Source organism: Mesocryomonas lacus (assembly GCF_055730135.2).
The window spans coordinates 132,610-153,474 of sequence record NZ_JBUZWE020000001.1; the positions used below are offsets into that span (position 1 = coordinate 132,610).

At 68.0% G+C, this 20,865-nt stretch carries 21 protein-coding genes and 1 riboswitch; of the genes, 14 read left to right on the forward strand and 7 right to left on the reverse strand.

Going from position 1 to position 20,865, the window contains the following annotated elements:
* Positions 1-44: 44 nt before the first annotated feature.
* Positions 45-383 carry a DUF2147 domain-containing protein gene (locus tag ACZLZY_RS00640; RefSeq protein ID WP_472931468.1) on the reverse strand — a complete coding sequence of 113 codons (339 nt, stop codon included), beginning with the start codon at positions 381-383 and terminating at the stop codon, positions 45-47.
* Between the two features lie 404 nt (positions 384-787).
* Between ACZLZY_RS00640 and ACZLZY_RS00645 the strand changes: the two genes are divergently transcribed.
* Positions 788-1,063, forward strand: a complete 276-nt coding sequence (locus tag ACZLZY_RS00645) for a sel1 repeat family protein (protein WP_472931469.1) — start codon at positions 788-790, stop codon at positions 1,061-1,063.
* Between the two features lie 42 nt (positions 1,064-1,105).
* On the opposite strand, the gene ACZLZY_RS00650 is transcribed toward ACZLZY_RS00645, so the two are convergent.
* Positions 1,106-2,230, reverse strand: coding sequence for a pyridoxal phosphate-dependent aminotransferase (locus ACZLZY_RS00650; RefSeq protein WP_472931470.1), 1,125 nt, complete (start codon positions 2,228-2,230; stop codon positions 1,106-1,108).
* Positions 2,231-2,389: 159 nt separating this feature from the next.
* Positions 2,390-2,500: riboswitch (TPP riboswitch) on the forward strand.
* On the opposite strand from ACZLZY_RS00650, the gene ACZLZY_RS00655 reads away from it, so the two are divergent.
* From ACZLZY_RS00655 to ACZLZY_RS00670, 4 genes are all read left to right on the forward strand, one after another.
* Positions 2,492-3,154: a YkoF family thiamine/hydroxymethylpyrimidine-binding protein gene (locus tag ACZLZY_RS00655; RefSeq protein WP_472931471.1), complete on the forward strand. Its 663-nt coding sequence runs from the start codon at positions 2,492-2,494 to the stop codon at positions 3,152-3,154. Its footprint overlaps the riboswitch before it by 9 nt.
* Before the next feature lie 37 nt (positions 3,155-3,191).
* Positions 3,192-3,770 carry an ECF transporter S component gene (locus ACZLZY_RS00660; protein ID WP_472931472.1) on the forward strand — a complete coding sequence of 193 codons (579 nt, stop codon included), beginning with the start codon at positions 3,192-3,194 and terminating at the stop codon, positions 3,768-3,770.
* Positions 3,763-5,445 (forward strand): ATP-binding cassette domain-containing protein, encoded by a 1,683-nt coding sequence (locus ACZLZY_RS00665; protein WP_472931473.1) that lies wholly within the window; start codon positions 3,763-3,765, stop codon positions 5,443-5,445. Before ACZLZY_RS00660 ends, ACZLZY_RS00665 begins: the two co-directional genes overlap by 8 nt.
* The gene (locus ACZLZY_RS00670) at positions 5,445-6,170 is read left to right on the forward strand and encodes an energy-coupling factor transporter transmembrane component T family protein (protein WP_472931474.1); all 726 of its coding nucleotides are present in this window, start codon (positions 5,445-5,447) and stop codon (positions 6,168-6,170) included. Before ACZLZY_RS00665 ends, ACZLZY_RS00670 begins: the two co-directional genes overlap by 1 nt.
* Here ACZLZY_RS00670 and ACZLZY_RS00675 read toward each other — a convergent pair.
* Positions 6,167-6,712, reverse strand: a complete 546-nt coding sequence (locus ACZLZY_RS00675) for a gamma carbonic anhydrase family protein (RefSeq protein ID WP_472931475.1) — start codon at positions 6,710-6,712, stop codon at positions 6,167-6,169. The two genes, ACZLZY_RS00670 and ACZLZY_RS00675, sit on opposite strands and share 4 nt — an antisense overlap.
* A gap of 175 nt (positions 6,713-6,887) precedes the next feature.
* Here ACZLZY_RS00675 and ACZLZY_RS00680 point away from each other — a divergent pair, with 175 nt between their 5' ends.
* From ACZLZY_RS00680 to ACZLZY_RS00695, 4 genes are all read left to right on the forward strand, one after another.
* Complete coding sequence (locus ACZLZY_RS00680; protein ID WP_472931476.1) at positions 6,888-8,018, forward strand: metallophosphoesterase family protein; 1,131 nt, start codon at positions 6,888-6,890, stop codon at positions 8,016-8,018.
* Positions 8,018-10,660: an AAA family ATPase gene (locus ACZLZY_RS00685; protein ID WP_472931477.1), complete on the forward strand. Its 2,643-nt coding sequence runs from the start codon at positions 8,018-8,020 to the stop codon at positions 10,658-10,660. The genes ACZLZY_RS00680 and ACZLZY_RS00685 overlap by 1 nt, the downstream gene beginning before the upstream one ends.
* A 377-nt stretch (positions 10,661-11,037) precedes the next feature.
* Complete coding sequence (locus ACZLZY_RS00690; RefSeq protein WP_472931478.1) at positions 11,038-12,267, forward strand: porin; 1,230 nt, start codon at positions 11,038-11,040, stop codon at positions 12,265-12,267.
* Between the two features lie 520 nt (positions 12,268-12,787).
* Entirely contained in the window at positions 12,788-13,777 is a 990-nt protein-coding gene (locus ACZLZY_RS00695) for a helix-hairpin-helix domain-containing protein (protein ID WP_472931479.1), read from the forward strand.
* Between the two features lie 15 nt (positions 13,778-13,792).
* Here the strand turns inward: ACZLZY_RS00695 and ACZLZY_RS00700 are convergent, their stop codons facing one another.
* The 3 genes from ACZLZY_RS00700 to ACZLZY_RS00710 form a co-directional block, all read right to left on the reverse strand.
* The gene (locus ACZLZY_RS00700) at positions 13,793-14,689 is read right to left on the reverse strand and encodes an alpha/beta fold hydrolase (protein WP_472931480.1); all 897 of its coding nucleotides are present in this window, start codon (positions 14,687-14,689) and stop codon (positions 13,793-13,795) included.
* Between the two features lie 38 nt (positions 14,690-14,727).
* The gene (locus ACZLZY_RS00705; RefSeq protein ID WP_472931482.1) at positions 14,728-15,084 is read right to left on the reverse strand and encodes a winged helix-turn-helix domain-containing protein; all 357 of its coding nucleotides are present in this window, start codon (positions 15,082-15,084) and stop codon (positions 14,728-14,730) included.
* Between the two features lie 228 nt (positions 15,085-15,312).
* Complete coding sequence (locus tag ACZLZY_RS00710; protein ID WP_472931483.1) at positions 15,313-17,196, reverse strand: ABC-F family ATP-binding cassette domain-containing protein; 1,884 nt, start codon at positions 17,194-17,196, stop codon at positions 15,313-15,315.
* Between the two features lie 99 nt (positions 17,197-17,295).
* On the opposite strand from ACZLZY_RS00710, the gene ACZLZY_RS00715 reads away from it, so the two are divergent.
* A complete protein-coding gene (locus tag ACZLZY_RS00715; RefSeq protein ID WP_472931484.1) occupies positions 17,296-17,490 on the forward strand; it encodes a type II toxin-antitoxin system VapB family antitoxin in 195 nt (64 codons plus the stop codon).
* On the forward strand, positions 17,487-17,879 hold the full coding sequence (gene vapC / locus ACZLZY_RS00720; RefSeq protein ID WP_472931485.1) for a type II toxin-antitoxin system VapC family toxin: 393 nt from the start codon (positions 17,487-17,489) through the stop codon (positions 17,877-17,879). Before ACZLZY_RS00715 ends, vapC begins: the two co-directional genes overlap by 4 nt.
* A 26-nt stretch (positions 17,880-17,905) precedes the next feature.
* On the opposite strand, the gene ACZLZY_RS00725 is transcribed toward vapC, so the two are convergent.
* Positions 17,906-18,388: a DinB family protein gene (locus ACZLZY_RS00725; RefSeq protein ID WP_472931486.1), complete on the reverse strand. Its 483-nt coding sequence runs from the start codon at positions 18,386-18,388 to the stop codon at positions 17,906-17,908.
* 258 nt (positions 18,389-18,646) lie between these two features.
* Between ACZLZY_RS00725 and ACZLZY_RS00730 the strand changes: the two genes are divergently transcribed.
* The 3 genes from ACZLZY_RS00730 to ndk all read left to right on the forward strand — a co-directional run bounded on the left by ACZLZY_RS00730 (position 18,647) and on the right by ndk (position 20,850).
* Positions 18,647-19,546 (forward strand): bestrophin family protein, encoded by a 900-nt coding sequence (locus ACZLZY_RS00730; RefSeq protein WP_472931487.1) that lies wholly within the window; start codon positions 18,647-18,649, stop codon positions 19,544-19,546.
* Between the two features lie 98 nt (positions 19,547-19,644).
* A complete protein-coding gene (locus ACZLZY_RS00735; RefSeq protein WP_472931489.1) occupies positions 19,645-20,340 on the forward strand; it encodes a glutathione S-transferase family protein in 696 nt (231 codons plus the stop codon).
* Between the two features lie 87 nt (positions 20,341-20,427).
* Complete coding sequence (ndk, locus tag ACZLZY_RS00740; RefSeq protein ID WP_472931490.1) at positions 20,428-20,850, forward strand: nucleoside-diphosphate kinase; 423 nt, start codon at positions 20,428-20,430, stop codon at positions 20,848-20,850.
* Positions 20,851-20,865 lie beyond the last annotated feature (15 nt).

Sequence of the window (20,865 nt, forward strand, 5' to 3'; positions counted from 1 at the left end):
TTCCGGCGGGAAAGATTGGTGGCTGCGCTGCTATCTGCCGGGGGTCACAGCCGCGACCAGGTCTGGCTCTTGCAGAAGATCTTCAGCGCGCAGCCGGTGAGCTTCAGCGAGGCGCCGCTGACCTTGGCGCTGCCGGAATAGGTCTTGTCCGCTTGCGGGTCGAGGATCTCGCCTGCGTAGTCCGCCCCCGCGCCGCTCATCTTGCCGATCTGCTTGCCCTTGAACTTGCCGGTAGTGACCGTGATGCAGTAGTCGCCGCCGCAAGGCGCGATCTTCGCGGTCTCGCCGCTGGCGGTCTTCCAATTGCCGACGACCGGCTCCGCGGCCACAGCGCTCCAGCTGATCATCGCGAGCGATGCGGCAGCGATCATGATGCGGTTCATTCTTATCCTCCCCAGCCGGAATGCGGCGCCGTGCCGGCGCTTGCGCGGTTCCCAGAGCAAAGACGTAAACCAGGCGGGTGGCGCTGACAAAGCGTGATTTGGACGCTGAGCGACAGGCCTTTTCGCCTGTCGGCGGAAAGGCCGAAGATGAGGGTCTGTTTCGCGGAATGGTTACGCAAGCGTTCACAGTTCGCTTGCCCGTATTCTGCCGCATTTGCTGTCGCCGCTGCCGTATAGGGGATGCGGAAGGGCGAGTGGCCAAAGGTTAGTGAAAGATGAGCGTGGTGTTTAGTTCAAATTAGCCACGCCTTTTAAGCGGGTGTTGAAGCGAAGGGTGCATTCTCTGGGGCAGCAGAGAGCGGCCGGGGCAACCGGCGAACCGCACCATCAGGAGACCTTCGGACATGGCACGCTTCGATTTCTCGGATCACTCCACCGGCACCATCGGCGCCACGGTCTTCACCCCGTCGCCGGACGTCCTGTTCCAGATGGGCCTGCTCTGCGCGCTCGGCCGCGACGGCGCGGTCGATCTCGTGGCCGCCCACATGTACTTCAACCTCGCCGCCCGCGACGGTGTCGAGGATGCCGCCTTCCACCGCCAGGAAGTCGCCGACCAGATGTCGAAGGCAGACATCGCCAAGGCGCTGCGCGCCGCCCGCGACTGGATCGCCCGGCACTGATCGCCTGGGGCTGGTCTTACCGGACCCACGACGACAGCCGCATCAGCCGTTGCGGCCGAGCCCGTCCAGGACCCTGTGCAGCGCCTGTTCGAACAGAGCGAGGTCCGGCTCGCGGCCGACGGTGACGCGGATCATCCGGTCGAGCGGCGCGACGCCGGGCATGCGGATGAAGACGCCCTCCGCCAGAATGCCGGCGAGCACCGCTTTCGCGTAGGCCGCATCCCGGCCGCAGTCGATGGCGACGAAATTCGTCGCCGAGCGGAGCGGCGAAAGCCCTGCCGCCGTTGCGATCGAGGCCAGCCGCGCGCGTCCTGCCGCGACTTTTCCGACGACGTCAAAGAGAAACGCCTGGTCGCCGAGCGCTGCGAGCGCGCCGGCCTGGGCGATCCGCGACACCCCGAAATGATTGCGCACCTTGTCGAACTGGCGGATCGAGCCGGCATCGCCGATGGCGTAGCCGACCCTGACGCCCGCCATGCCGTAGGCCTTCGAGAAGGTGCGGAAGCGCAGGAGGTTCGGCCGGAGAAGGTCGATCGGCGGCAGCGCGGACGCCGGCGCGAAATCGCAATAGGCCTCGTCGAGCACGAGGATCGTCTCCTCCGGCGTCTCGGCGATCAGCCGCCCGACCGCTTCGGCCGAATGCCAGGAGCCCGTCGGGTTGTCCGGATTGGCGAAGTAGAGGAGGCGCGGCCGGGTCTCGCGGGCGCGCTCGAGCAGCGCGTCGATGTCCTCGGCGATCTCCGGACGGGCGTCGCGGTAGGGCACCATGTCGAGCACCGCGCCATGGCCAGCGACGTGGTAGTTGAAGGTCGGATACGCCCCGCGCGAGGTCAGCACAGCATCGCCCGGCTCGGTAGCGAGCTGCACCAGGAGGCCCAGCAGGCCGTCAATGCCCTCGCCGACGGTGATGTTCTCCGGCTTCAGCCCGTGATGCGCGGCGAGCGCCGCCTTCAATTCGGCCTGCTCGGGATCGCCATAGGCCCAGCTCTCCGCGGCCGCCGCGCGCATCGCCTCGATGGCGGCGGGGGAGGGGCCGAACACGCTCTCGTTCGCCCCGAGCCGGGCCTTGAAGGCCGTGCCGGCCTGGCGCTCCAGCGCTTCCGGCCCGACAAAGGGAATGCTGGCCGGCAGCGAGCGGGCGAGGGGCGAAAACAGCGTGCGCGTCATGGCGGGGTCCCGGTTGGCCGCCCCTTCTGCCGAATTTTTTGCGGGAGTGCCAGTTGTGGCGGGAGACGCAACGCTGCTGCGGCGCCGCCGGGCCATGTCGGGGTGCCGCGCCCCCTCGCGAAAAGCCCTTGTGCCCGACCTCCGCGGGGCGTAGACACGCCGTCACGACAGGGGTGCTCCGCAATGCCGGGGCTGAGACGAGGGCGCAGGCCTTCAAACCCTCAAGCTGATCTGGGTAATGCCAGCGGAGCGAGGCGAGCGATGTTTTCAGGCGCACAGATTTCCCTTTACCCGATGACCGACGATTTCGTCGCGGTCATCCTCGGTGCGCTCGGCGCGCTCGATCCCTACCGCCCGCGGTTCAGGATCGAGACCGACGACCTCTCGACGCTCCTCGTCGGCCCGCCGGAGGAACTCTTCCCGGCAATGCGCGACCTCTTCGTCTCCGCCGCCCGCGGCGGGGTGCACACGGTGCTGTCGGCCACGGTCTCGCGCGGCTGTCCCGGCGAGCCGGACGATGCGATCTGCTCGCCGCCCGAGGGAGGCTTCGCCCCGCTCGGTCCGCTCGACCAGCGCGTCGCCGCAAGCCTTGCCAAGGTCGCGGCCGCAACCCCCACCGGCCAGACAATATCGGCGCAGTTCTCCTACTATCCGCTCGGCCGCGGCGAGCACATGGACGAGATCTACGCCTGCATCGACTTTCTCAAGCAGTCCGGCGTCTTCGACCGCTCGAAGAATTTCTGCACGAAACTGTCCGGCGATGCCGGGATGGTCTTCGCCACGCTGTCGGAAGCCTTCCTGCGCTTTGCGCCAGAGGGGGCCCACGTCGCCCTCGACGTGACCCTGTCTGCGAACAGTCCTTCTTCTGTTCGCCCGGCGAACAGTCCCTCGACCGTTCGCCCGGCGTCCACCAGCCTTTCCTGACGTCCCCAGACTGACCCCTCACATCCGGAGAACTGCCATGCGAACAGGCTGGACCCTGCGCGAAACGCTCGTCGTCGCCGTCCTCGGCGCGGTTTTTGCCGTGCTCTATCTCGGCTGGGTGCAGATCTGGCTGATCGCCCAGGCCGCCCTTGGCGCCATCTCGATGGACGTCTTCATGGGCTTCTGGTTCATCGCCTCGGTGGTCGCCGCGGCAATCATCCGCAAGCCCGGCGTCGCCTTCGCCGCCGAGGTGATGGCGGCGGCGGTCGAGATCCTGCTCGGCAGCCCCGGCGGCCTCCTCTTAATCCTCTCGGGCATGATCCAAGGCGCGGGGGCGGAAGCCGTGTTCGCCGCGACCCGCTGGCGCAACTACTCGCTGCCGGTGCTAATGGCGGCCGGCGTCGGCGCGGCGATCGCAAGCTTCATCTACACCTGGATCCGCTTCGACTACGGCGCGCTGGCGCCGGGCCTGCTGGTCGCCATGTTCGCGCTGCGCTGCCTGTCTGGAGCGCTGCTCGGCGGTTGGCTCGGCCACGCCATCGTCGCCGCGCTCTACCGGACCGGCGTGCTGCACGGCCTGAAGATCGACACCGACCGGCGGACGGCGCTTGCCTGACGCACGCCCCCTCGACGCCGGCACACCCCCCGGCGACGGGGTGGCTGCGGCGGAGTGGCGGCGGACGGCGATCACCTTCGCGGGCACGCCGACCATCGGCCCGGTCGACGTGCGGCTTTTGCCGGGCGAGCGGGTGCTGCTGCTCGGCGCCTCCGGTTCCGGCAAGTCTTCGCTGCTGCTGGCGCTGACCGGGCTGGTGCCGGCAAACGTTCCCGCCGCCGTCTCGGGCTCGACACGCCTGTTCAGCCGGCCCGGCGACAGCCGCTCGCCAGCCGAGTGGTCCGATACCGTCGGGCACTATTTCCAGGACGCCGACCAGGTGCTCTGCGGCATGCGCGTCCGCGACGAGATCGCCTTCGCCTGCGAGAACCTCGGCATGGCGCCGGCCGCGATCGAGGCGCGGGTGTCTGATGTGATGCAGCGGCTCGGTCTGCCCGCGGATTGGCGCGAGCGGCGCTCGCTCTCGATGTCCGGCGGCGAACGGCAGCTGGTGGCGCTCGCGGCCATCCTTGCCCAGGACGCGCCGATCCTCCTTGCCGACGAGCCGACAGCGCACCTTTCGCCCGAGGCGGCCGCGCGGCTGCACGCGGTGCTCCACGACAGGACGGGCAACCGCGCCGGCCTCGTGGTCGACCACCGGCTGGACGGGCTGATCGACGCCATCGATCGCGTCGTCGTGCTCGGCCGATCCGGGCAGGTGATCGCCGAGGGGCCGCCGCGCCAGCTGTTCCGGGCAAGCCATGCCGCCCTCCGCGCGGAAGGGCTCTGGCAGCCGCTCGCCGCCCATCTCGACGCGGCGCTGATCGCGGCCGGCATCACGCTCGACCCGCCGCCGCTGACTCTCGCCGAAGCCCTAGCGCCGCTGGAGCGCCTGTCGCCCGAGATTCAGGCGGCGGCCAGGGCTGCGGTGGCGGGTTTCGTGGCCGAGCGGCTGCCGCCGCAGGCCCGACCACAACCGGGCGCGGACATCGCCCGCCTCGACAAGGCCGATTGCGCGCCGTTTCTCGGCCCCGTCGTGCTGCGGGAAATCTCCCTCGGAGTTCAAACCGGCGAGGTGCTGGTGCTCCTCGGGCGCAACGGGGCGGGGAAGTCGACGCTCGGTGCGAGCCTTGCCGGGTTGCTGCGCCTGAGAGGCGGCGCGCGGACCGGGGCGCCCGGCGCCATCGCCTTGCAGCATCCCGAGGACCAGTTCGCGACCGGCTCGGTCCACGACGAGATCGACGCCATGCTGCCGCCGGCCATGCCCGCGGCGGAGCGGGCAGGCCGTCTCAACGTCGCCCTCGACCGCTTCGGCCTCGGCGGGCTCGAGGACCGCCATCCGTTCACGCTGTCCGAGGGCCAGAAGCGGCGGCTGGCGCTGGCGGCGATCGATGCCGCCGACCGCTGGCCGCTGCTGGTGCTGGACGAGCCGAGCGCCGGGCTCGACGCTGCCGGCACGGCCGATTTGACCGCGCGGATCGACGCGCTGCGCGCCCGCGGTCGCGCCATCGTCGTCATCACCCACGACATGGACCTGGCGCTGCGGCTGGCCGACCGGGTGGCGATCCTCGGGGAGGGGTGCCTGAAGGCGATCGGGCCGGCGCGCGACCTCCTGCTGGATGCCCGGCTGATGGCGGAAAACGGCCTCGCCGAGCCGCTGCTCGCGCCGGCGCTGACCTGGCAGGCGGGGCGCTGATGGGCGCGGTCAACCCGCTGACGGTGCTCGGCGCTTGCCTCGCCTGGATCCTCGCGACGACCATGGTGTTCACCCCCGGCTTCCAGCTCTTCGCCATCCTGCTGTTTGCCGGGATGACAGTGGTGCTCACCCGCACGCGCGTTCTGGTGCTGCTTGGCCTGACCGTGCCCTTCGTGCTGTTCGGTTTCGGCTTCCTCACCACCAACATCCTCTTCCGGCAGGAGAACTCGGCCGTCGCGGTGTTCTCCGCCGACCTTGCGGCCTCCGAGGCCGGCCGGGCGGGGCTGGTGCTGTTTCTGCGCGCGATCGCCGGCGGGATGGTCTCGATCTTCTTTGCCCGGGCGATCGATCCCGGCGGCTTCGTGCGGGCGCTGATGGCCTATCTCCGGCTGCCCGCCGGCATCGCCTATGCGCTGTTTGCGGCGATGCAGATGGTGCCCGACCTTGCCGCCAAGGCGCAGCAGATCCGCATCGCCGACGCCATGCGGCGGGGTCGCCCGCTCCGCCGCTTTCCCTCGCCCGCCGCGATCCTGCGGCTGGTGATCCCGCTTCTCGCCTTCGCCATCCGCCGCGCCGGGCGCACCGCCATCGCCATGGAAGCCCGCGGCTTTTCGCCGGGCCGAGCGCGGACGCTGACCGACGTGCCTGGCTTTTCCGGGCGCGACGCCGGCTTCGCCGTGGCCAGCGCGCTGCTGCTCGGCGTCGCCTTCGCTATGTGGGGCTAGCCGACGTCCGAGGGTACGCCGTCGATCCGCCTCAGGCCTTCCGCAAAGCGGCGGGCGTTGGCGACGTAGTGTGCGGCCGAGAGTTTCAGCGCGTCGGCAGTGGCGTCGTCGAGTTCGCGCACGACCTTGGCCGGCGAGCCGACGATCAGCGAATTGTCCGGAAACGCCTTGCCCTCTGTGACCAGGGCATTGGCGCCGACGATCGAGTTGCGGCCGATGCTGGCGCCGTTGAGGATGGTCGCGCCCATGCCGACGAGCGTGTTGTCGCCGATCGTGCAGCCATGGACGATGGCGCCGTGGCCGATGGTGCAGCCGGCGCCGATGGTGAGCGGCAGGCCGGCATCGCTATGCAAGGTGGCATTGTCCTGGATGTTGGTCTCGGCGCCGATGGTCATCCACTCGTTGTCGCCGCGCAGGACGGCGCCGAACCAGATGCCGACGCCGCGCCCGAGCCGCACACGCCCGATCACCCGCGCGCCATCGGCGACGTAGACGCCCTCTGCGATCTCCGGTGCCGCGCCGTCGAGCGAATAGATCGCCATGCCGTTTCCTCCTGCGTGTCGCCCGGACCGTGCGGCAGCGGGGAGGGAGGGTCAAGCGCCCAGTTCCAGGCTGCGGGAAAGCGGTTGATATCCAAGGGTTGCAGGAGGGACGCCTTGCTTTTGCCCGCGCCGTTTCGCAGCAAGGTTGCTTGGCACAGCTTCAGATTGGGCGCCCGTGATCCGCTTCCTGCACACCGCCGACTGGCAGATCGGCAAGCCCTTCGGCGGATACGAGGCCGATACCCGCGGCGAGCTGAAGGCCGAGCGCTTCCGCGCCGTCGAGCGCATCGCGCGGCTGGCCGCCGAGCGGGGCTGCGAGGCCGTGCTGGTCGCCGGCGACGCCTTCGACGACAACACGGTGAGCGAGCGGGAAATCCGCCGGACGCTGGAGGCGATGGCGGGCTTTGCCGGGCCGTGGGTGATGCTGCCCGGCAACCACGATGCGGCGCTGAGCGTCTCGGTCTGGAGCCGGCTGCGCCGGATGGGGCCGCCGGCCAACCTTCTGATCGCCGATGCGCCGGTGCCGCTGACGCTCGCCGACGGGCGGCTCGTGGTGCTGCCCGCGCCGCTCACCCGCCGGCACGAGGGCGCCGACCTCACCGCCTGGTTCGACGAGGCCGAGACGCCGCCGGGTGCCGTGCGGGTCGGCCTTGCGCACGGCTCCGTCGCCAACCGCCTGCCGGAGAAGGCCGAGAGCGGCAATCCGATCGCCGACGACCGCGCCGTCCGGGCGCGGCTCGACTATCTCGCGCTTGGCGACTGGCATGGCTTCCTCGAGATCGCCGCGCGCACCTATTACAGCGGCACGCCCGAGCCCGAGCGCTATCCCGCCAACCGGCCGGGCTTCGTCGCTATTGTCGAGATCGACGCACCGGGCGCCGCGCCGCGCGTCGAAGCCGTCGCCACCGGCCACTTCATCTGGATCTCGCGCGATCTGGTGCTGACGGAAGCCGCGGGTCTCGACGATGCGATGGCCGATCTGCGCCGGCCGAGCGACACGCTCCTCGACCTCCGCCTGTCCGGCGCCATGCCGCTGCGCGAGCGCGTCGTCCTCGACGAGCGCCTGGCGGCCCTTAGCGCCAGTGTTTTCGACCTCCGGGTTTCCGATGCCGGCCTCATCGACGCGCCGGACGAGGAGGATCTCGACCGCATCGACGTCGCCGGCTTCGTGCGCGTCGCCATCGACCGGCTGCGCCTTAAGGCCGCCGACCCCGCCGACCCGCAGCGCGCGGCGGCGGCGCTGGCTTTGCGGATGGCGTATATAGAACACGCGCGCGTAAGCGTCGCGGATGCGGGAGACGCCTGATGTATCTCGGCCATCTCACGCTCAAGGATTTTGCCGGGCTCGGCGCTGTCGATCTCGACGGCTTCGAGCCGGGGCTGAACATCATCGTCGGCGACAACGAGGCCGGCAAGTCGACCTTGCTGCTGGCGCTGCGCGCCGCCTTCTTCCAGAAGCACCGGGCGAGCGGCGAAGCGACAAAGGCCTTGGCGCCCTACGGCCGGACCGCGCGGCCCGAGATCTCGGTCGGCTTCAGCACCGGTGGGACCCCGTACCAGCTGCGAAAGAGTTTCCTCCAGCGGCCGGAAGCAGAGCTGTCCTGGCCGGGCGGCGCGCTGTCCGGTGATGCGGTGGAGGAGCGTCTCGCCGAGTTGCTGCGCTTTGCTCATCCCGGCAGCGGCCGCCCCAAGCTCGACGAGCACCAGGGCGCCTTCGGCCTGCTCTGGGTCGAACAGGGCCGCTCGCACGAGCACGACCTGAACCTCGGCGTCGGCAAGAACGCGGTGACCGCTTCGCTCGAGGGCGAGATCGGCCAGATCCTCGGCGGCGACCGGGGGCGGGCGCTGCTCGGGGCGGCCAAGGCGCTGCAGGACCGGTTCTTCACCACGACCGGCCGGATGGCGTCGTCGAGCCCGCTCGGCAAGGCCGAAGAGGCGCTCGCCGCGCTGCGAGCCGAGCTTTCGGAGAAACAGGCGCTGCGCCGCGACTACGAGGAGAAGATCGACCGGCTGCGCAGCCGGCGCGAAGTGCTCCACGCCTATCTCAGCGAGGACGCGATCGGCGCCGCGGAGCGGACGGTCGAGGCCGGCGAGCGCCGCGCACGCACCATCGAGGGCTATGAGCGCGAGCTGCAGGAGGCGCAGCGGGCGCTCGACCACGCCGCCTTGCAGCGCCAGGCGGCGGGCGAGCGGCTGTCGGCGCGCGAGGACCTCGTCCGCCGCGTCCGGCTGGCGGGGACTGCGGCGCAGGAAGCGGCCGCCTCGCTCGCCGACAGCCGCAGCGCGGAGAAAGCGGGCCTTGAAGGGCTCGGCCGTCTCGAGGAAGAGCGCGTGAAAGCCCGCGCAGATCTTGCGGCGGCGGAGGCTGGCGACGAGGCGGCGGCGGCCGGCGCCGAGCATCGCCGGCTGACCGCCGAAATTCAGGCGCTGGAGACGCGGCTTGCCCAGGCGACAGCGCTCGCAGGGCAGCTCGCCGCCCTCTCGGCCGAGGATCTCGGTCCCGCGCTCGACGCCAAGGCGCTGCAGGCCCTTGAACAGGCCGAGCGAAAGCGCCGCGAGGCGGAGATCCTCGTCACAGCAGCCGCTCCGACGATCCGTTTCGCGCCCGAGGCGGGCAGGGGCGTGCAGACGCCTTCGGGCGATGAGGTCGATGTGGCGGCGCCGCTGCCGGTTCTGACGCTGAGCACGTTCCTGCTCGAGGGTTTTGGCGCGGTGACGATCGAGCCGGGCGGCGATGCTGGCGAACTCCGTCGCGGTTTCGAGGCGGCGGATGCCGCCTTGAAGGCCTTGCTGGCGCGTCACCGCGTCGCCGATGTCGAAGCTGCGCGTCGCCGGCTGGCTCAGATCGAGGCGCGCCAGCGTGAGATCGTCCTGCTGCGGCGCCAAGTCGAGACCATTCTTCCGGAGGGGGAGGCCACGGCCGCCAAGGCGCTCGCCGAAGCCCGCGCCAAGCTTTCCCGTCTCCCGCCCCAGCCTGTCGGCGAGGCCGCCGACGCCGGCCCCGATGCGGCCGAAGCCGCCCGCGCCCGGCGCAAGCAGGCGCAGTCCCGATCTGCCGCCGCCGATGCCGCTCTGGAGCTCGCCCGCAGCGAGGCATCCGCTCACACGGCGCGGCTCGCCAAGGCGGAAGCCGAGGCGGAGCACCTTGCCGAGGCAGCCGCCCGGTTGCAGCGCGCTCTCGCCGACGCGGAGGCCACGCGCGCGCTGGCGGCGCTGAACGAGGATCTGGCCGCCGCCGAGCTGGAGCGCAGCGCGAAGAACGCCGTGGTTGTTTTGCGCCAGCGCGATCTCGGCGAGGCCGACCCCGAGACCGCCGTCCGCTCGCTGCAGGCCAGCCGCCGGGCGCTCGAAGAAGTTCGCCGCGTCGTCGGCCAGCTGAAGGACGAGACTGCGGCCCTGGAAGGTGAGCTGCGGGCACAGGGCCTCAGCGCCCTCGGGGAGGATATCGAGCGCATCGGCGGCGAGATCGAGCGGCTCGACGCGCGCCGGCAGCGGCTGGCGCTGGAGGCGCAAGCGTCGCGGCTGCTGCACGAGACACTCGTCGGGGCCCAGCGCGATGCCCGCGAGCATTGGCTTGGGCCGATCAAGGCGCAGGTCGCGCCTTATCTTAAGCTGATCCACCCCGAGAGTGAGGTCGCCTTCGACCACGCGACACTGGCGATCACCGGCCTTCACCGCCGCGGCGTCGCCGAGGAGTTCAAGCGGCTGTCGGCCGGCGCACGCGAGCAGGTGGCGGTGGTCACCCGGCTGGCGCTCGCAAAAGTTCTGAAGTCCGGCGGCCACCCCGCTTTGGTGATTCTCGACGACGCGCTCGTCAACACCGACGAGCAGCGCCTTGCCCGGATGCACCTCGTCCTGCAGCTGGCAGCCGAGTCGATGCAGATCATCGTTCTGACCTGCCGCGAGCGCGACTTCCGTGGCCTCGGCGGCAAGATCTTCCGGATCTAGTCGGACGGAACCAGCGAACGACCAAATGAGGCCGTCTGCCAAGTTTGCCTGCCTTTGGCCGGATTCGGCGAAAGAACCCGCCTCATTTGCCCCGTCATTGCCGGTTCGGCGCCAAAATTAACCCTTTCTTCATCATGGTTAAGAGGGGGTGAACGAAATCGTGGCATTCACGCCACAGGGGTGTGTTCAATACGGCTCAGGACCCCCCGGAGCGCGATTGCGTGATTGCATCGAATCTCTCGCTGGGTGATGGTCATTTCAGAGAGAGACGGGGCGGTGCTTCGGACCTTTCAAATCAGGGGATGCGGCAGGGGCAGGTTTTGTCCTCGAAAAGCAAGGCCCAACCCTAACCTGTTAACTTGACTGGAGGTCAGGACATGAACATCAAGAGCATCCTGCTTGGATCCGCTGCGGCTCTCGTCGCAGTTTCCGGCGCCCGTGCTGCGGACGCTGTCGTAATGGTCGAGCCGGAGCCGGTTGAATACGTTCGCGTTTGCGACGTTTACGGCGCTGGCTTCTTCTACATCCCGGGCACCGAGACCTGCCTGAAGATCGGCGGCTACGTCCGCATGCGCGTTAACGCTGGCGACCACGCCAACATCGACGACCTCGACGACGACAGCGGCAACTCGGGCTTCAACAGCCGCGTTCGTGCCCGCCTCGACTTCGATGCCCGCGAAGAGACCGAGCTCGGCACCCTGCGCGCCAAGGTTCGCGTTCAGGCTACCAACCGCGGCGACGGCTTCGGCACCAACGATGCCGGCTACGGCATGGACGAAGCCTACATCCAGCTCGGCGGTCTGACCGTTGGTTACCTCGACTCGCTCTGGGCCGAGCGTGACGGCCTCTTCACCGACGCCGACTGGTCGGTTGGTGACTACCAGCAGAACCGCATTTCCTACACCTACACCGCGAACGGCTTCTCGGCCGCTCTCTCGCTCGAAGACGACGGCACGGGCGATTTCGTTCCTGACGTTGTTGCTCAGCTCGCCTACGAAGGCGCATGGGGCGAAATCTACGCTTCGGGCGTTTACGACGAGCAGGAATTCGGCAACACCTACGGCGATTTCAGCAACCAGATCGACTATGCTGACGGCAACCTGAACATCATCCGTACCCGTGATTTCCAGTCTGACAGCGACGCGTTCGCCATCAAGGCCGGCGTCACGCTCAAGGACATCTTCGTCGCCGACTCGCAGTTCAAGGTTGAAGGCCACTACGCCACCGACCCGACCGAGTACGCTGTCACCGACTACGTCTTCGGCGACAACTACGGCCTCGGCGTCAACACCTACGCTTCGAACCTGCCGAGCGAGTACCAGATCGGTGCTGGTTACCAGCAGCAGTTCGGCAAGGTCTTCGCTGCCATCTCCGGCGTCTACGGCAAGACCTTCGACCTGAACACCACCGTGTTCAACGTTGCTGGCGTCAACAGCTTCAACTCGAGCGGTGCTGACTACTACGGCGGTGCTGTCAACCTCGGCTACCAGATCACCACGAACCTCTCGGTTCTCGGCGAAGTCTCGTACCGCGACGTCGACCTGCCGGCTGGCATCGACAACTACGACCAGACCGGCGGCTTCCTGGAACTGAAGCGCACCTTCTAATCGATCCCAAAAGATCGATCTGACGAGAAGCCCGGCGGCAACGCCGGGCTTCTTGCGTTTTGGCTCCCGCGCTGGTCGTGTGGGTTGCCGCCTGTTGGTCCGGACCTGTCTGTCGATCCTGACAAATGTCGCGCTGCCTATCAGCGTCCCCGGTTCGCGCGGAAGGAGCCTTCCTTGCTGTCCTTGGCCGCCGATCTCTGGCTCTTCCTTATCATTGCCCTTGCCGCCGGCTTTTTCGTCGGCCGCTTCTTCTAGAGGGGGAAGCGCTGGGCCCGGACCGGGAGCGCTCTCCTTTTTCCTTCCATGCCTTCACGCTGGCGAACCGTTGCCGTCTGCCCGGCTGATGACGAGCCTCGGACGTGCTCCCGGTGAACGTCCGGACGTCCTTGAGGCAGACTTGCCGGCAGGAATGCCGCCCTCTGGTCGTGCGACCGCAATCGGTGTGCCGCGCCGGCGCTAGCGTTTCCCCTGCACCGCACTAGTTTCGGTGGACCAACGTCCGGCTTGCGGAGACGCCACGATGCTGACCTTCCTCACCCGAACCTTCCTGCTCCTCGCTGCTGCCTTCAGCCTCGGCCTCATCGGCGGGCGCGGAACGCGGGGAACACGCGGGCCGCGCGGGGGCGCCAGGTCTGACAATGCGGTTCCGAGTAGGGACGCCCGGCCCCGCGGCAATGAACAAACAGACGCGCGCCGGCCGGTTTCGGACACGGCCGTCTCGGCAACGGCGGCGAGGGCGCCCTCCGGCGACGGAGCGGAGCCAGTCTCGGGGGCCTCGCTGCCGACTTTTGCAAGTTATGGCGGAAGTGGCTTCTCGGCCGCCGTCATTGTCGATGGCGAGGCGGGAAGAGACGCTTCCTCGCCGAATTCCGACCCCGCGCTCCTGGCGTCACCCGACCCGCACGGCAGGACGGGCACAGCCGAGGCACGCGCGGCCTTGCCGGACGATCCGCTGGCGAAGCGGCACGTCAGCGACGAACTGGATTTCCGGACGGTTGACTACGGCAATGCAAAGGCAGCAGAGCGATCGGCGGCGGAAGCGCGGTCGCGCGATGACGGTTGGACTGTCCCCGAGGAGACCACTGGCGAAAGCCGGCCCGTCTACGACGAGAGCTTGGCGGCCTTCAAGTCCGGCGGCGGCTCGGGTGCGGTTCACGGCGCGCCTGACCCCGACGCTCCCCGCAGTGACGCAGACGCCGCCGATGGCGCGGCAGCTGAAGCTGGCACGTCGGACACGCCATTGGCCTCGTCGGTGGCCGATAAGGAAACTCCGGCCCAGCTTGGGACGGCGCGTGACGGCGTTCCAGACGATCTGACCCGCATCGAGGGCATTGGCCCGTCGATCGAACGGCTGCTGTTCGACAATGGCGTCTTCCATTTCGACCAGATTGCCGGCTGGTCGACGGAGCAAGAGCACTGGGCGGATGAGCTCACCGGCTTCCGCGGCCGGGCGGCGCGTGAGAAATGGGCCGAACAGGCCGCTCGGCTGAAGCAAGCGTCTCCGATGTAATTCAAGCCGTCCCCGTCAGTCGATTGTCGCGGGATTTCTCGCCAATGCAGCACGGGCAGCCAAGGCAAGGATTTCCGAGGGCAGTTCGCCGGTCTCCAGCAAGGGCGCGTGGCCTTGACCCGCTACCTCAATCGCCCGTAGGGCCGGATGCTGTTCGCCCATCGTCTTGACTGTCTCGCGGCTGAGGAGACGGGAGTGCTCCCCGCGGATAACGAGGACCGGCACCGTGTGCAACGCCGCAAACGCGGGCCAGAGTTCAGGGAGAGGCTGGTCGAGATCCAGCAGAGCCAGCGCCTCGGTAAGACGCGAATCGTAGTCCCCGACGATGCCCGCCGCCGTCTCGGTGTGGCCGGCTGTCGCATAGTCCGCAAAATCCGCGTCCGCGAGAGCCGGAAACGTCGGGCTGAGCGCGGCGCGGACACGGGATATCGCGGTCTCCCAGTCCGGCGCTGGCGGTTGGCCCGTGAGATAGGCCCGGATCATCGCGAGGCCTTCGGCTTCGATCCTCGGCCCGGCATCGTTCAAGACGGCGCCAGCAATGAGCCTTGGCTGGAGCAAGGCCAGCACTTGGATGATCAAGGCGCCACGCGACGTCCCGACGAAGACCGCGCGCTTGATGCCGAGATGCGCAAGGCCCGTCAGCACGTCGGCGGCTTCCCGCGGCACGGTGTAGGACGAAGGGTCCGCCGCCCAGGCGGAGCGGCCGCGGCCGCGATAGTCGAAGGCGATTAGCGGTGGTGAACCGGGCAAGCATGCGATTGCCTCGGCCAGAGCATCGAAATCGCGGGCATTGCGCGTCAGGCCGGGCAAGCAGACGAGGGGGAGGGCTTGCCAAAACGCACCGGGGTGACGCCGTCCCGACAGGCGGAGGCCGTCATCGCTCTCGAAGAAGAAGGTTTCGACGTCGGTCATGGGCTGCCGCCTTCGCTTGATCCGCCGGCGTCAGCCTATCACGCTGGCGGGCTCGGGGACGACAGGGCCTCTTCCAGCGCCGAAATCTCGGCTGCCGCGCCCGCCATGATCTTCGCCTCGGCGCATCGGTAGAGCGTGACGACGCTTTCGCCGAGTTCAGTCAGCACAGCTCCGCCGCCATTGCGACCACCGCCACGGGTTTCGACCACGGGTTCGCGGAACATCTTGTTCATCTCGTCGACCAGCAGCCAGGCGCGGCGGTAGGACATGCCAAAATCGCGTCCGGCGGCAGCGATCGAGCCATTGCGGCGGATCGCCTCGAGCAGCGAGACCTTGCCGTGGCCGAGGCGACGATCGGCAGCAAAGTCGAAGCGGAGCGTCACCTGCGCGGACATCGAAGGTCTTTCATTCTCTGCCGCCATGCCGGAGGGCCGTGGGCGACGATGGCCGGTCGCGGTTCTGCTCAACTTGGGTCTGATGTCGGACGATGCGGCGGGCGCGGCCAAGCCGCTGACAAAGTCGCGTTAGCGTCGCCTGCACTTCGAAACAGCTCGCTCGACTGAGCGATAATGTTCCGCATCACTGAGCTCGGACCCCTTGCGTCCGGTTTCACCCACGCTGCCTCAGTCAGCCATCGCGCTGTCGTGTTCCTCCGAGCGTGCCAGCCACTGCTCCTCCAGTTCGCCGATCGACTTGACGGCATCCGAGCGCTGCTTGGCGAGCTTGGCCGCCTGCGAGGGATCGCGGGTGTAGAGGGCGACGTCGGCAAGCTTCACGTCGAGGTCCGCGACGCTCGTCTGCAGCTTGGCCATCTTCGTCTCGATCGCCTTGATCTCCTTGCGCAAGGGGGCCAGCGTCTCGCGCTTCTGCGCGGCATCGCGGCGCTGGTCGACCTTGGTCGTCTTGCCCTCGTCGCCGGCATCCTTGGAGTCGCCGCCGCGGCGGGCGGAGAGGATCAGCTGCTTGTACTCGTCGAGGTCGCCCTCATAGCGCGTCACCGTTCCCTCGCCGACCAGCCAGAGCCGGTCGACGGTCGCCTCGACCATGTGCCGGTCATGGCTGATGAGGATGACGGCGCCGGGGAAGTCGTTCAGCGCATGCACCAGCGCCTCGCGCGAGTCGATGTCGAGATGGTTGGTCGGCTCGTCGAGGATCAAAAGGTTCGGCGAGTCAAAGGTGGCAAGGCCCATCAGGAGCCGCGCCTTCTCGCCGCCGGACAGGGTGTCGGCGGGCGTGTCCATCTTCATGGTGGCGAGCCCCATGCGCGCGACGCGGGCGCGGACCTTCGCCTCAGGGGCTTCCGGCATCAGCCGGCGGACATGCTGGACGGCGCTCTCGGTCGGGCGCAGGTCGTCGATCTGGTGCTGGGCGAAGAAGGCGATCTTCAGCCCCGGCGCGCGCACGACATCGCCCGACTGCGCCGTCAGCCGCTCGGCGAGGAGTTTGGCGAAGGTCGACTTGCCGTTGCCGTTGGCGCCGAGCAGCGCGATGCGGTCGTCGGTGTCGATGCGCAGGGTCAGGCCGGAGAGGATCGGTTTCGCGTCGCCATAGCCGACGGCGACCTTCTCCATGCGGATGATCGGCGAGGCCGGGCGTTTCTCCGGCGGCTCGAAATGGAAGGGCACGACGTTTTCCTCGATCACCGAGGCCAGCGGCTTCATCTTCTCCAGCGCCTTCAGCCGGCTCTGCGCCTGCCGCGCCTTGGTCGCCTTGGCGCGGAAGCGCTCGACGAAGGCCTCCATGTGCTTGCGCTCGGCGTCCTGCTTCACCTTGGCCTTGACGAGATGCTCCATCTTCTCGGCCCGCTGGCGCTCGAACTGGTCGTAACTGCCGCGGTAGAAGACGAGTTTCTGCTGGTCGAGATGGACGATGGCGTTGACGGCGTTGTTGAGGACGTCGCGGTCGTGGCTGATGATGATGACGGTGTAGGGATAGCGCGCGACGAAGTTCTCGAGCCAGAGCGTGCCCTCGAGGTCCAGATAGTTGGTCGGCTCGTCGAGGAGGAGGAGGTCCGGCCGCGAGAACAAGACGGCGCCGAGCGCGACGCGCATGCGCCAGCCGCCGGAGAAGGAAGAGGCTGGCCGCGCCTGCGCCGCCGCGTCGAAGCCGAGGCCGGACAGGATGGCGCTCGCCCGCGCCTCGGCCGAATGCGCCTCGATGTCGGTGAGGCGGATCTGGATGTCGGCGATGCGGTTGGCGTCGGTCGCCGTCTCGGCTTCGGCGAGCAGCGCGAGGCGCTCCTCGTCGGCCTTCAGCACGATCTCGATCAGCGATTCCTCGGTACCCGGCGCCTCCTGCGCCACCTGGCCGATGCGGGTGTTGCGCGGCAGCGAGACGCTGCCGCTCTCGGAGGCGAGATCGCCGGTGATCACCCGGAACAGCGTCGACTTGCCCGCGCCGTTGCGCCCGACGAGGCCGGCCTTCGTCCCCGCCGGCAGCGTCAGCGTTGCATGGTCTATGAGAAGGCGTCCGGCGACGCGCGCGGAAAGATCGGTGATCTGCAGCATGGATAGGCTTTTGCCATGGCGGGGGACGGCGGGGAAGGGCGTTGTTGCCAAGCGCGGGCGGGCGCATGATGGACGAAGGCTTGTTGAAGGGCGCAGAGCATGGAGAAGATCGAGATCGACGAAGCGGTGGTCAGCGAACTGATGGAACTGACAGGGCTAACGACACGGCAGGCAGTGGTGAACAAGGCGCTGAGCGAGATGGCCGACCGGCGGCGTGTCCAACGCAAATTATTGGAACTGGAGGGAAAGATTGAGTGGGATGGTGACCTCGACGCCATGCGGCGAAACAGGTGATCCTGCCCGACACCAGCGCTTGGATCGACTACCTCAAAGGGCCGCGAACCGAGGCTGCCGCAAGCCTCAAACGGGCGCTGGTAGTTGAGGATGTCGTTGTCGGCGATCTTATTCTCGCGGAGGTACTTCAGGGCATCCGGCATGAACGCGACCTTCGGGCTGCCGCCGCCTTGCTCTACACCCACCCGGTGCTGACACTCTGTGGGGCTGCGATTGCCGAGGAGGCTGCCTACAACTATCGTTTCCTGCGTCGCCGGGGGATCACGATCCGCGGCACGATCGACGTGATCATCGCGACTTGGTGCCTCTCCGTCGGGGCCCGCATCATCCACAATGATCGCGATCTCGGCGTGATGGAAGATGCCCTCGGCCTGAAGCGCTACGCGTAGTCTGCTTCCTCTTGCGGCGCCAGCCGTCAGGCCGCCACCTCCCGCTGGAACTGGATCAGGTCGAGGCTCGGCACCGCCTTGCCAAAGCCGGTGAGGATCGCGTGCGTTTGCCCCCGATGATGGGTCTGGTGGTTGAAGAGATGCGCCAGCGCCGGGGCAAGGGGCTGGGTGATGTCGCGCGGGTTGGTCACCGGCTGGTAGGTGAAGCTTCCGGCGAGTGCGGCCTCGTCGAGGCTGTCGACCCAGGCGATGATCCGCGCGTCCTCCACTGCCCGGGCCTGCCGAAGCGGAGCAAAATCGGCGTGGAGGATGGCGTCGAGCAATGTCGGCGCGGTGCCTGAGCCGGTGAAGCGGCGCAGCCAGATGCGGTCGGTGACGAGGAGATGGTTGAGCGTGCCCGAAAGGCTGCCGAAGAAGGCGCCGCGGTCGGCGGCGAACTCGTCGGGCGAGAGGCTTTCGGCTACCCCGTAGAGGCGGTCATTCGCCCATTCATTGTAGCCGGCGAACATTCGGCAAAGCGCGTGATACACCCCATCCCCCAAGCTGATTTCTGCCGCGCAAGGCACCGGCCGTCCTTCATGGCATGGCCGCCCGATCGCGCGAAAGTCATTGCTTGAAGCGCCTACGCGCAAATCCCTAAGAGCCAGGGCGGTGAGGCCGAATCCTCACGTTTCCGGATAGGTCGCGCCTCAGCCACCCTATTGTTGCGCCGCAACCAAGCCGTAGTTCTGCCGTTCGCTGGAACTCCCAACAGCACCGGAAAACCCATGGTCCTTCCCGAATCCGCGCGTCTCGACCGCATGATCCACTACACCGGTTGGCCGCTGGCGCTGCTGTTCGTCTGGGATGTGATCGTTACGCTCGCCTATGTCTACGTGCCGCATCCCGGCTTCGAACTGCCGTCGCTGCCGATGACGCTGCTCGGCTCGGCGCTGGCGCTGTTCCTCGGCTTCCGCAACAACAACGCCTATAACCGCTGGTGGGAGGCGCGGACCCTCTGGGGGGCCATGGTCAACGTGTCCCGCTCTTTCGGACGGGCCGCGTTTCATCTGGTCGACAACCGGCCGGAGAGCCACGAGCTGCGCCAGGCGCTCGTCCTGCGGCAGATCGCCTACGTCAACGCGCTGCGCTGCCATCTTCGGCGTCATCCGGCGCTGGAGGGGATCGCGGAGTTCCTGCCGGCCGACGAGATCTCGCGGCTGGAGGGCGTCGCCAATGTCCCGAACGCGATCCTCAACGAAACCGCGGCTCTGGTCAGGAGCGCGGCAGGGGAGGGCTGGATCGACCCCATCAGGCACGTGCATATCGAGAGCTTGCTGGTCGACATGAGCAACGCTCAAGGCGGCATGGAGCGGATCAAGAACACGCCGCTGCCGCGCGAGTACGGCTACTTCCCGACGCTGTTCGTCCACGTCTTCTGCATTCTTCTGCCTGTCGGACTCGTCGACAGCCTGACCATCTACACGCCGCTGGCATCGACCATCGTCGGCTTCATGCTGTTGGCCATGGACCGCGTCGGCAGCGATCTGCAGGATCCGTTCGAGAACCGCGCGCACGATGTTCCGCTGACCTCGATCTGCCGGACGATCCAGATTGATCTGGAACAGCTGCGCGGCGAGCGGGCAGCGCCCCAGCCCTTGCGGCCAGTGTCGGATGTGTTGTGGTAGCGGCGTCACTGAGGGTCTAGGAGTACGCTCGCGTTTCCGTACCGACTTCCGCTCCTATCCGTTCCTTTCTCTGTTCCGCGAATTGCGAAGGCCGATCCATGGGCATCCTCCTCTACGAACTCGTCGGCGCCGATGCCGCTCGGCCTTTCTCGCCGCATTGCTGGAAGGCGCGGATGGCGCTCGCGCACAAGGGCCTCGCCTTCGAGACGGTCCCGGTTCCGTTTACCGAGGTGCCGCTTGTGGAAGACGGGTTCGCGACGATCGTCCCGGTGCTGCGCGATGGCGAGCACCGCGTCGCCGACTCTTTCAAGATCGCCGAATATCTCGACGCCGCCTATCCCGATGCGCCGACGCTGTTCGGCGGCGAGGGCGGGCGGGCGCTGTCACGCTTCGTCGAAAGCTGGACGCAGCGCACCATCCATCCTTTCGTCTCCACCAGCCGGGCGCTCCTCGACATCCACGACAGCCTCGCGGCGCCCGACCAGGCCTATTTCCGCCAAAGCCGCGAGAAGGTTTTCGGCAAGCCGCTGGAGGCGGTGATCGTCGGCGACGAGGCGCGGCTGGAAGGGTTTCTCGACAAGCTGAAGCCGCTGCGCAGCCTTCTCGACGGGCAGAAGTTCTTGGGCGGCGCGACGCCGCTGTTTGCCGACTACATCGTTTTCGGCGCCTTCCAGTGGCTGCGCATCGTCTCGCCCTGGCAGGTCTTGCCGGCAGGCGACGCGGTGAGCGACTGGTTCGAGCGCTGTCTCGACCTCCACGGGGGCGAGGGCCGCAAGGTCTCGGCCGCGGCCTGAGCCGAGAGGCGGCGCGGACGCCTTGCCGCCCGGAGGCGGCCCGGCTATAGAGCGCCATCCCTTTCCCTGGAAATCTGAGGACCACCCATGGCCGTCGAACGCACCTTCTCCATGATCAAGCCCGATGCGACCCGTCGCAACCTCACCGGCGCGATCACCAAGATCTTCGAAGAGTCGGGTCTTCGCATCGTCGCCTCGAAGCGCGTCTGGATGAGCCAGCGCGAGGCCGAGGGCTTCTACGCCGTGCACAAGGAGCGTCCGTTCTTCGGCGAGCTCGTCGAGTCCATGTGCGCCGGCCCGACCGTCGTTCAGGTGCTGGAAGGCGAGAACGCCATCGCCCGCAACCGCGAGATCATGGGCGCGACCAACCCGAAGGACGCTGCCGAAGGCACCATCCGCAAGGCGCACGCTCTGTCGATCGGCGAGAACTCGGTGCACGGCTCCGACGCCCCCGAGACCGCCAAGGAAGAGATCGCCTACTGGTTCTCGCAGACCGAAGTCGTCGGCTGAATTCATCGGCTAAGC

What these genes read in the sequence shown, in the direction of transcription:
- ACZLZY_RS00640 (WP_472931468.1), bottom strand. Translation starts at nt 383, where the DNA reads ATGAACCGCATCATGATCGCTGCCGCATCGCTCGCGATGATCAGCTGG.
- ACZLZY_RS00645 (WP_472931469.1), top strand. Translation starts at nt 788, where the DNA reads ATGGCACGCTTCGATTTCTCGGATCACTCCACCGGCACCATCGGCGCC.
- ACZLZY_RS00650 (WP_472931470.1), bottom strand. Translation starts at nt 2,230, where the DNA reads ATGACGCGCACGCTGTTTTCGCCCCTCGCCCGCTCGCTGCCGGCCAGC.
- ACZLZY_RS00655 (WP_472931471.1), top strand. Translation starts at nt 2,492, where the DNA reads ATGTTTTCAGGCGCACAGATTTCCCTTTACCCGATGACCGACGATTTC.
- ACZLZY_RS00660 (WP_472931472.1), top strand. Translation starts at nt 3,192, where the DNA reads ATGCGAACAGGCTGGACCCTGCGCGAAACGCTCGTCGTCGCCGTCCTC.
- ACZLZY_RS00670 (WP_472931474.1), top strand. Translation starts at nt 5,445, where the DNA reads ATGGGCGCGGTCAACCCGCTGACGGTGCTCGGCGCTTGCCTCGCCTGG.
- ACZLZY_RS00675 (WP_472931475.1), bottom strand. Translation starts at nt 6,712, where the DNA reads ATGGCGATCTATTCGCTCGACGGCGCGGCACCGGAGATCGCAGAGGGC.
- ACZLZY_RS00685 (WP_472931477.1), top strand. Translation starts at nt 8,018, where the DNA reads ATGTATCTCGGCCATCTCACGCTCAAGGATTTTGCCGGGCTCGGCGCT.
- ACZLZY_RS00690 (WP_472931478.1), top strand. Translation starts at nt 11,038, where the DNA reads ATGAACATCAAGAGCATCCTGCTTGGATCCGCTGCGGCTCTCGTCGCA.
- ACZLZY_RS00695 (WP_472931479.1), top strand. Translation starts at nt 12,788, where the DNA reads ATGCTGACCTTCCTCACCCGAACCTTCCTGCTCCTCGCTGCTGCCTTC.
- ACZLZY_RS00700 (WP_472931480.1), bottom strand. Translation starts at nt 14,689, where the DNA reads ATGACCGACGTCGAAACCTTCTTCTTCGAGAGCGATGACGGCCTCCGC.
- ACZLZY_RS00705 (WP_472931482.1), bottom strand. Translation starts at nt 15,084, where the DNA reads ATGTCCGCGCAGGTGACGCTCCGCTTCGACTTTGCTGCCGATCGTCGC.
- ACZLZY_RS00710 (WP_472931483.1), bottom strand. Translation starts at nt 17,196, where the DNA reads ATGCTGCAGATCACCGATCTTTCCGCGCGCGTCGCCGGACGCCTTCTC.
- ACZLZY_RS00715 (WP_472931484.1), top strand. Translation starts at nt 17,296, where the DNA reads ATGGAGAAGATCGAGATCGACGAAGCGGTGGTCAGCGAACTGATGGAA.
- ACZLZY_RS00725 (WP_472931486.1), bottom strand. Translation starts at nt 18,388, where the DNA reads ATGTTCGCCGGCTACAATGAATGGGCGAATGACCGCCTCTACGGGGTA.
- ACZLZY_RS00730 (WP_472931487.1), top strand. Translation starts at nt 18,647, where the DNA reads ATGGTCCTTCCCGAATCCGCGCGTCTCGACCGCATGATCCACTACACC.
- ACZLZY_RS00735 (WP_472931489.1), top strand. Translation starts at nt 19,645, where the DNA reads ATGGGCATCCTCCTCTACGAACTCGTCGGCGCCGATGCCGCTCGGCCT.
- ndk (WP_472931490.1), top strand. Translation starts at nt 20,428, where the DNA reads ATGGCCGTCGAACGCACCTTCTCCATGATCAAGCCCGATGCGACCCGT.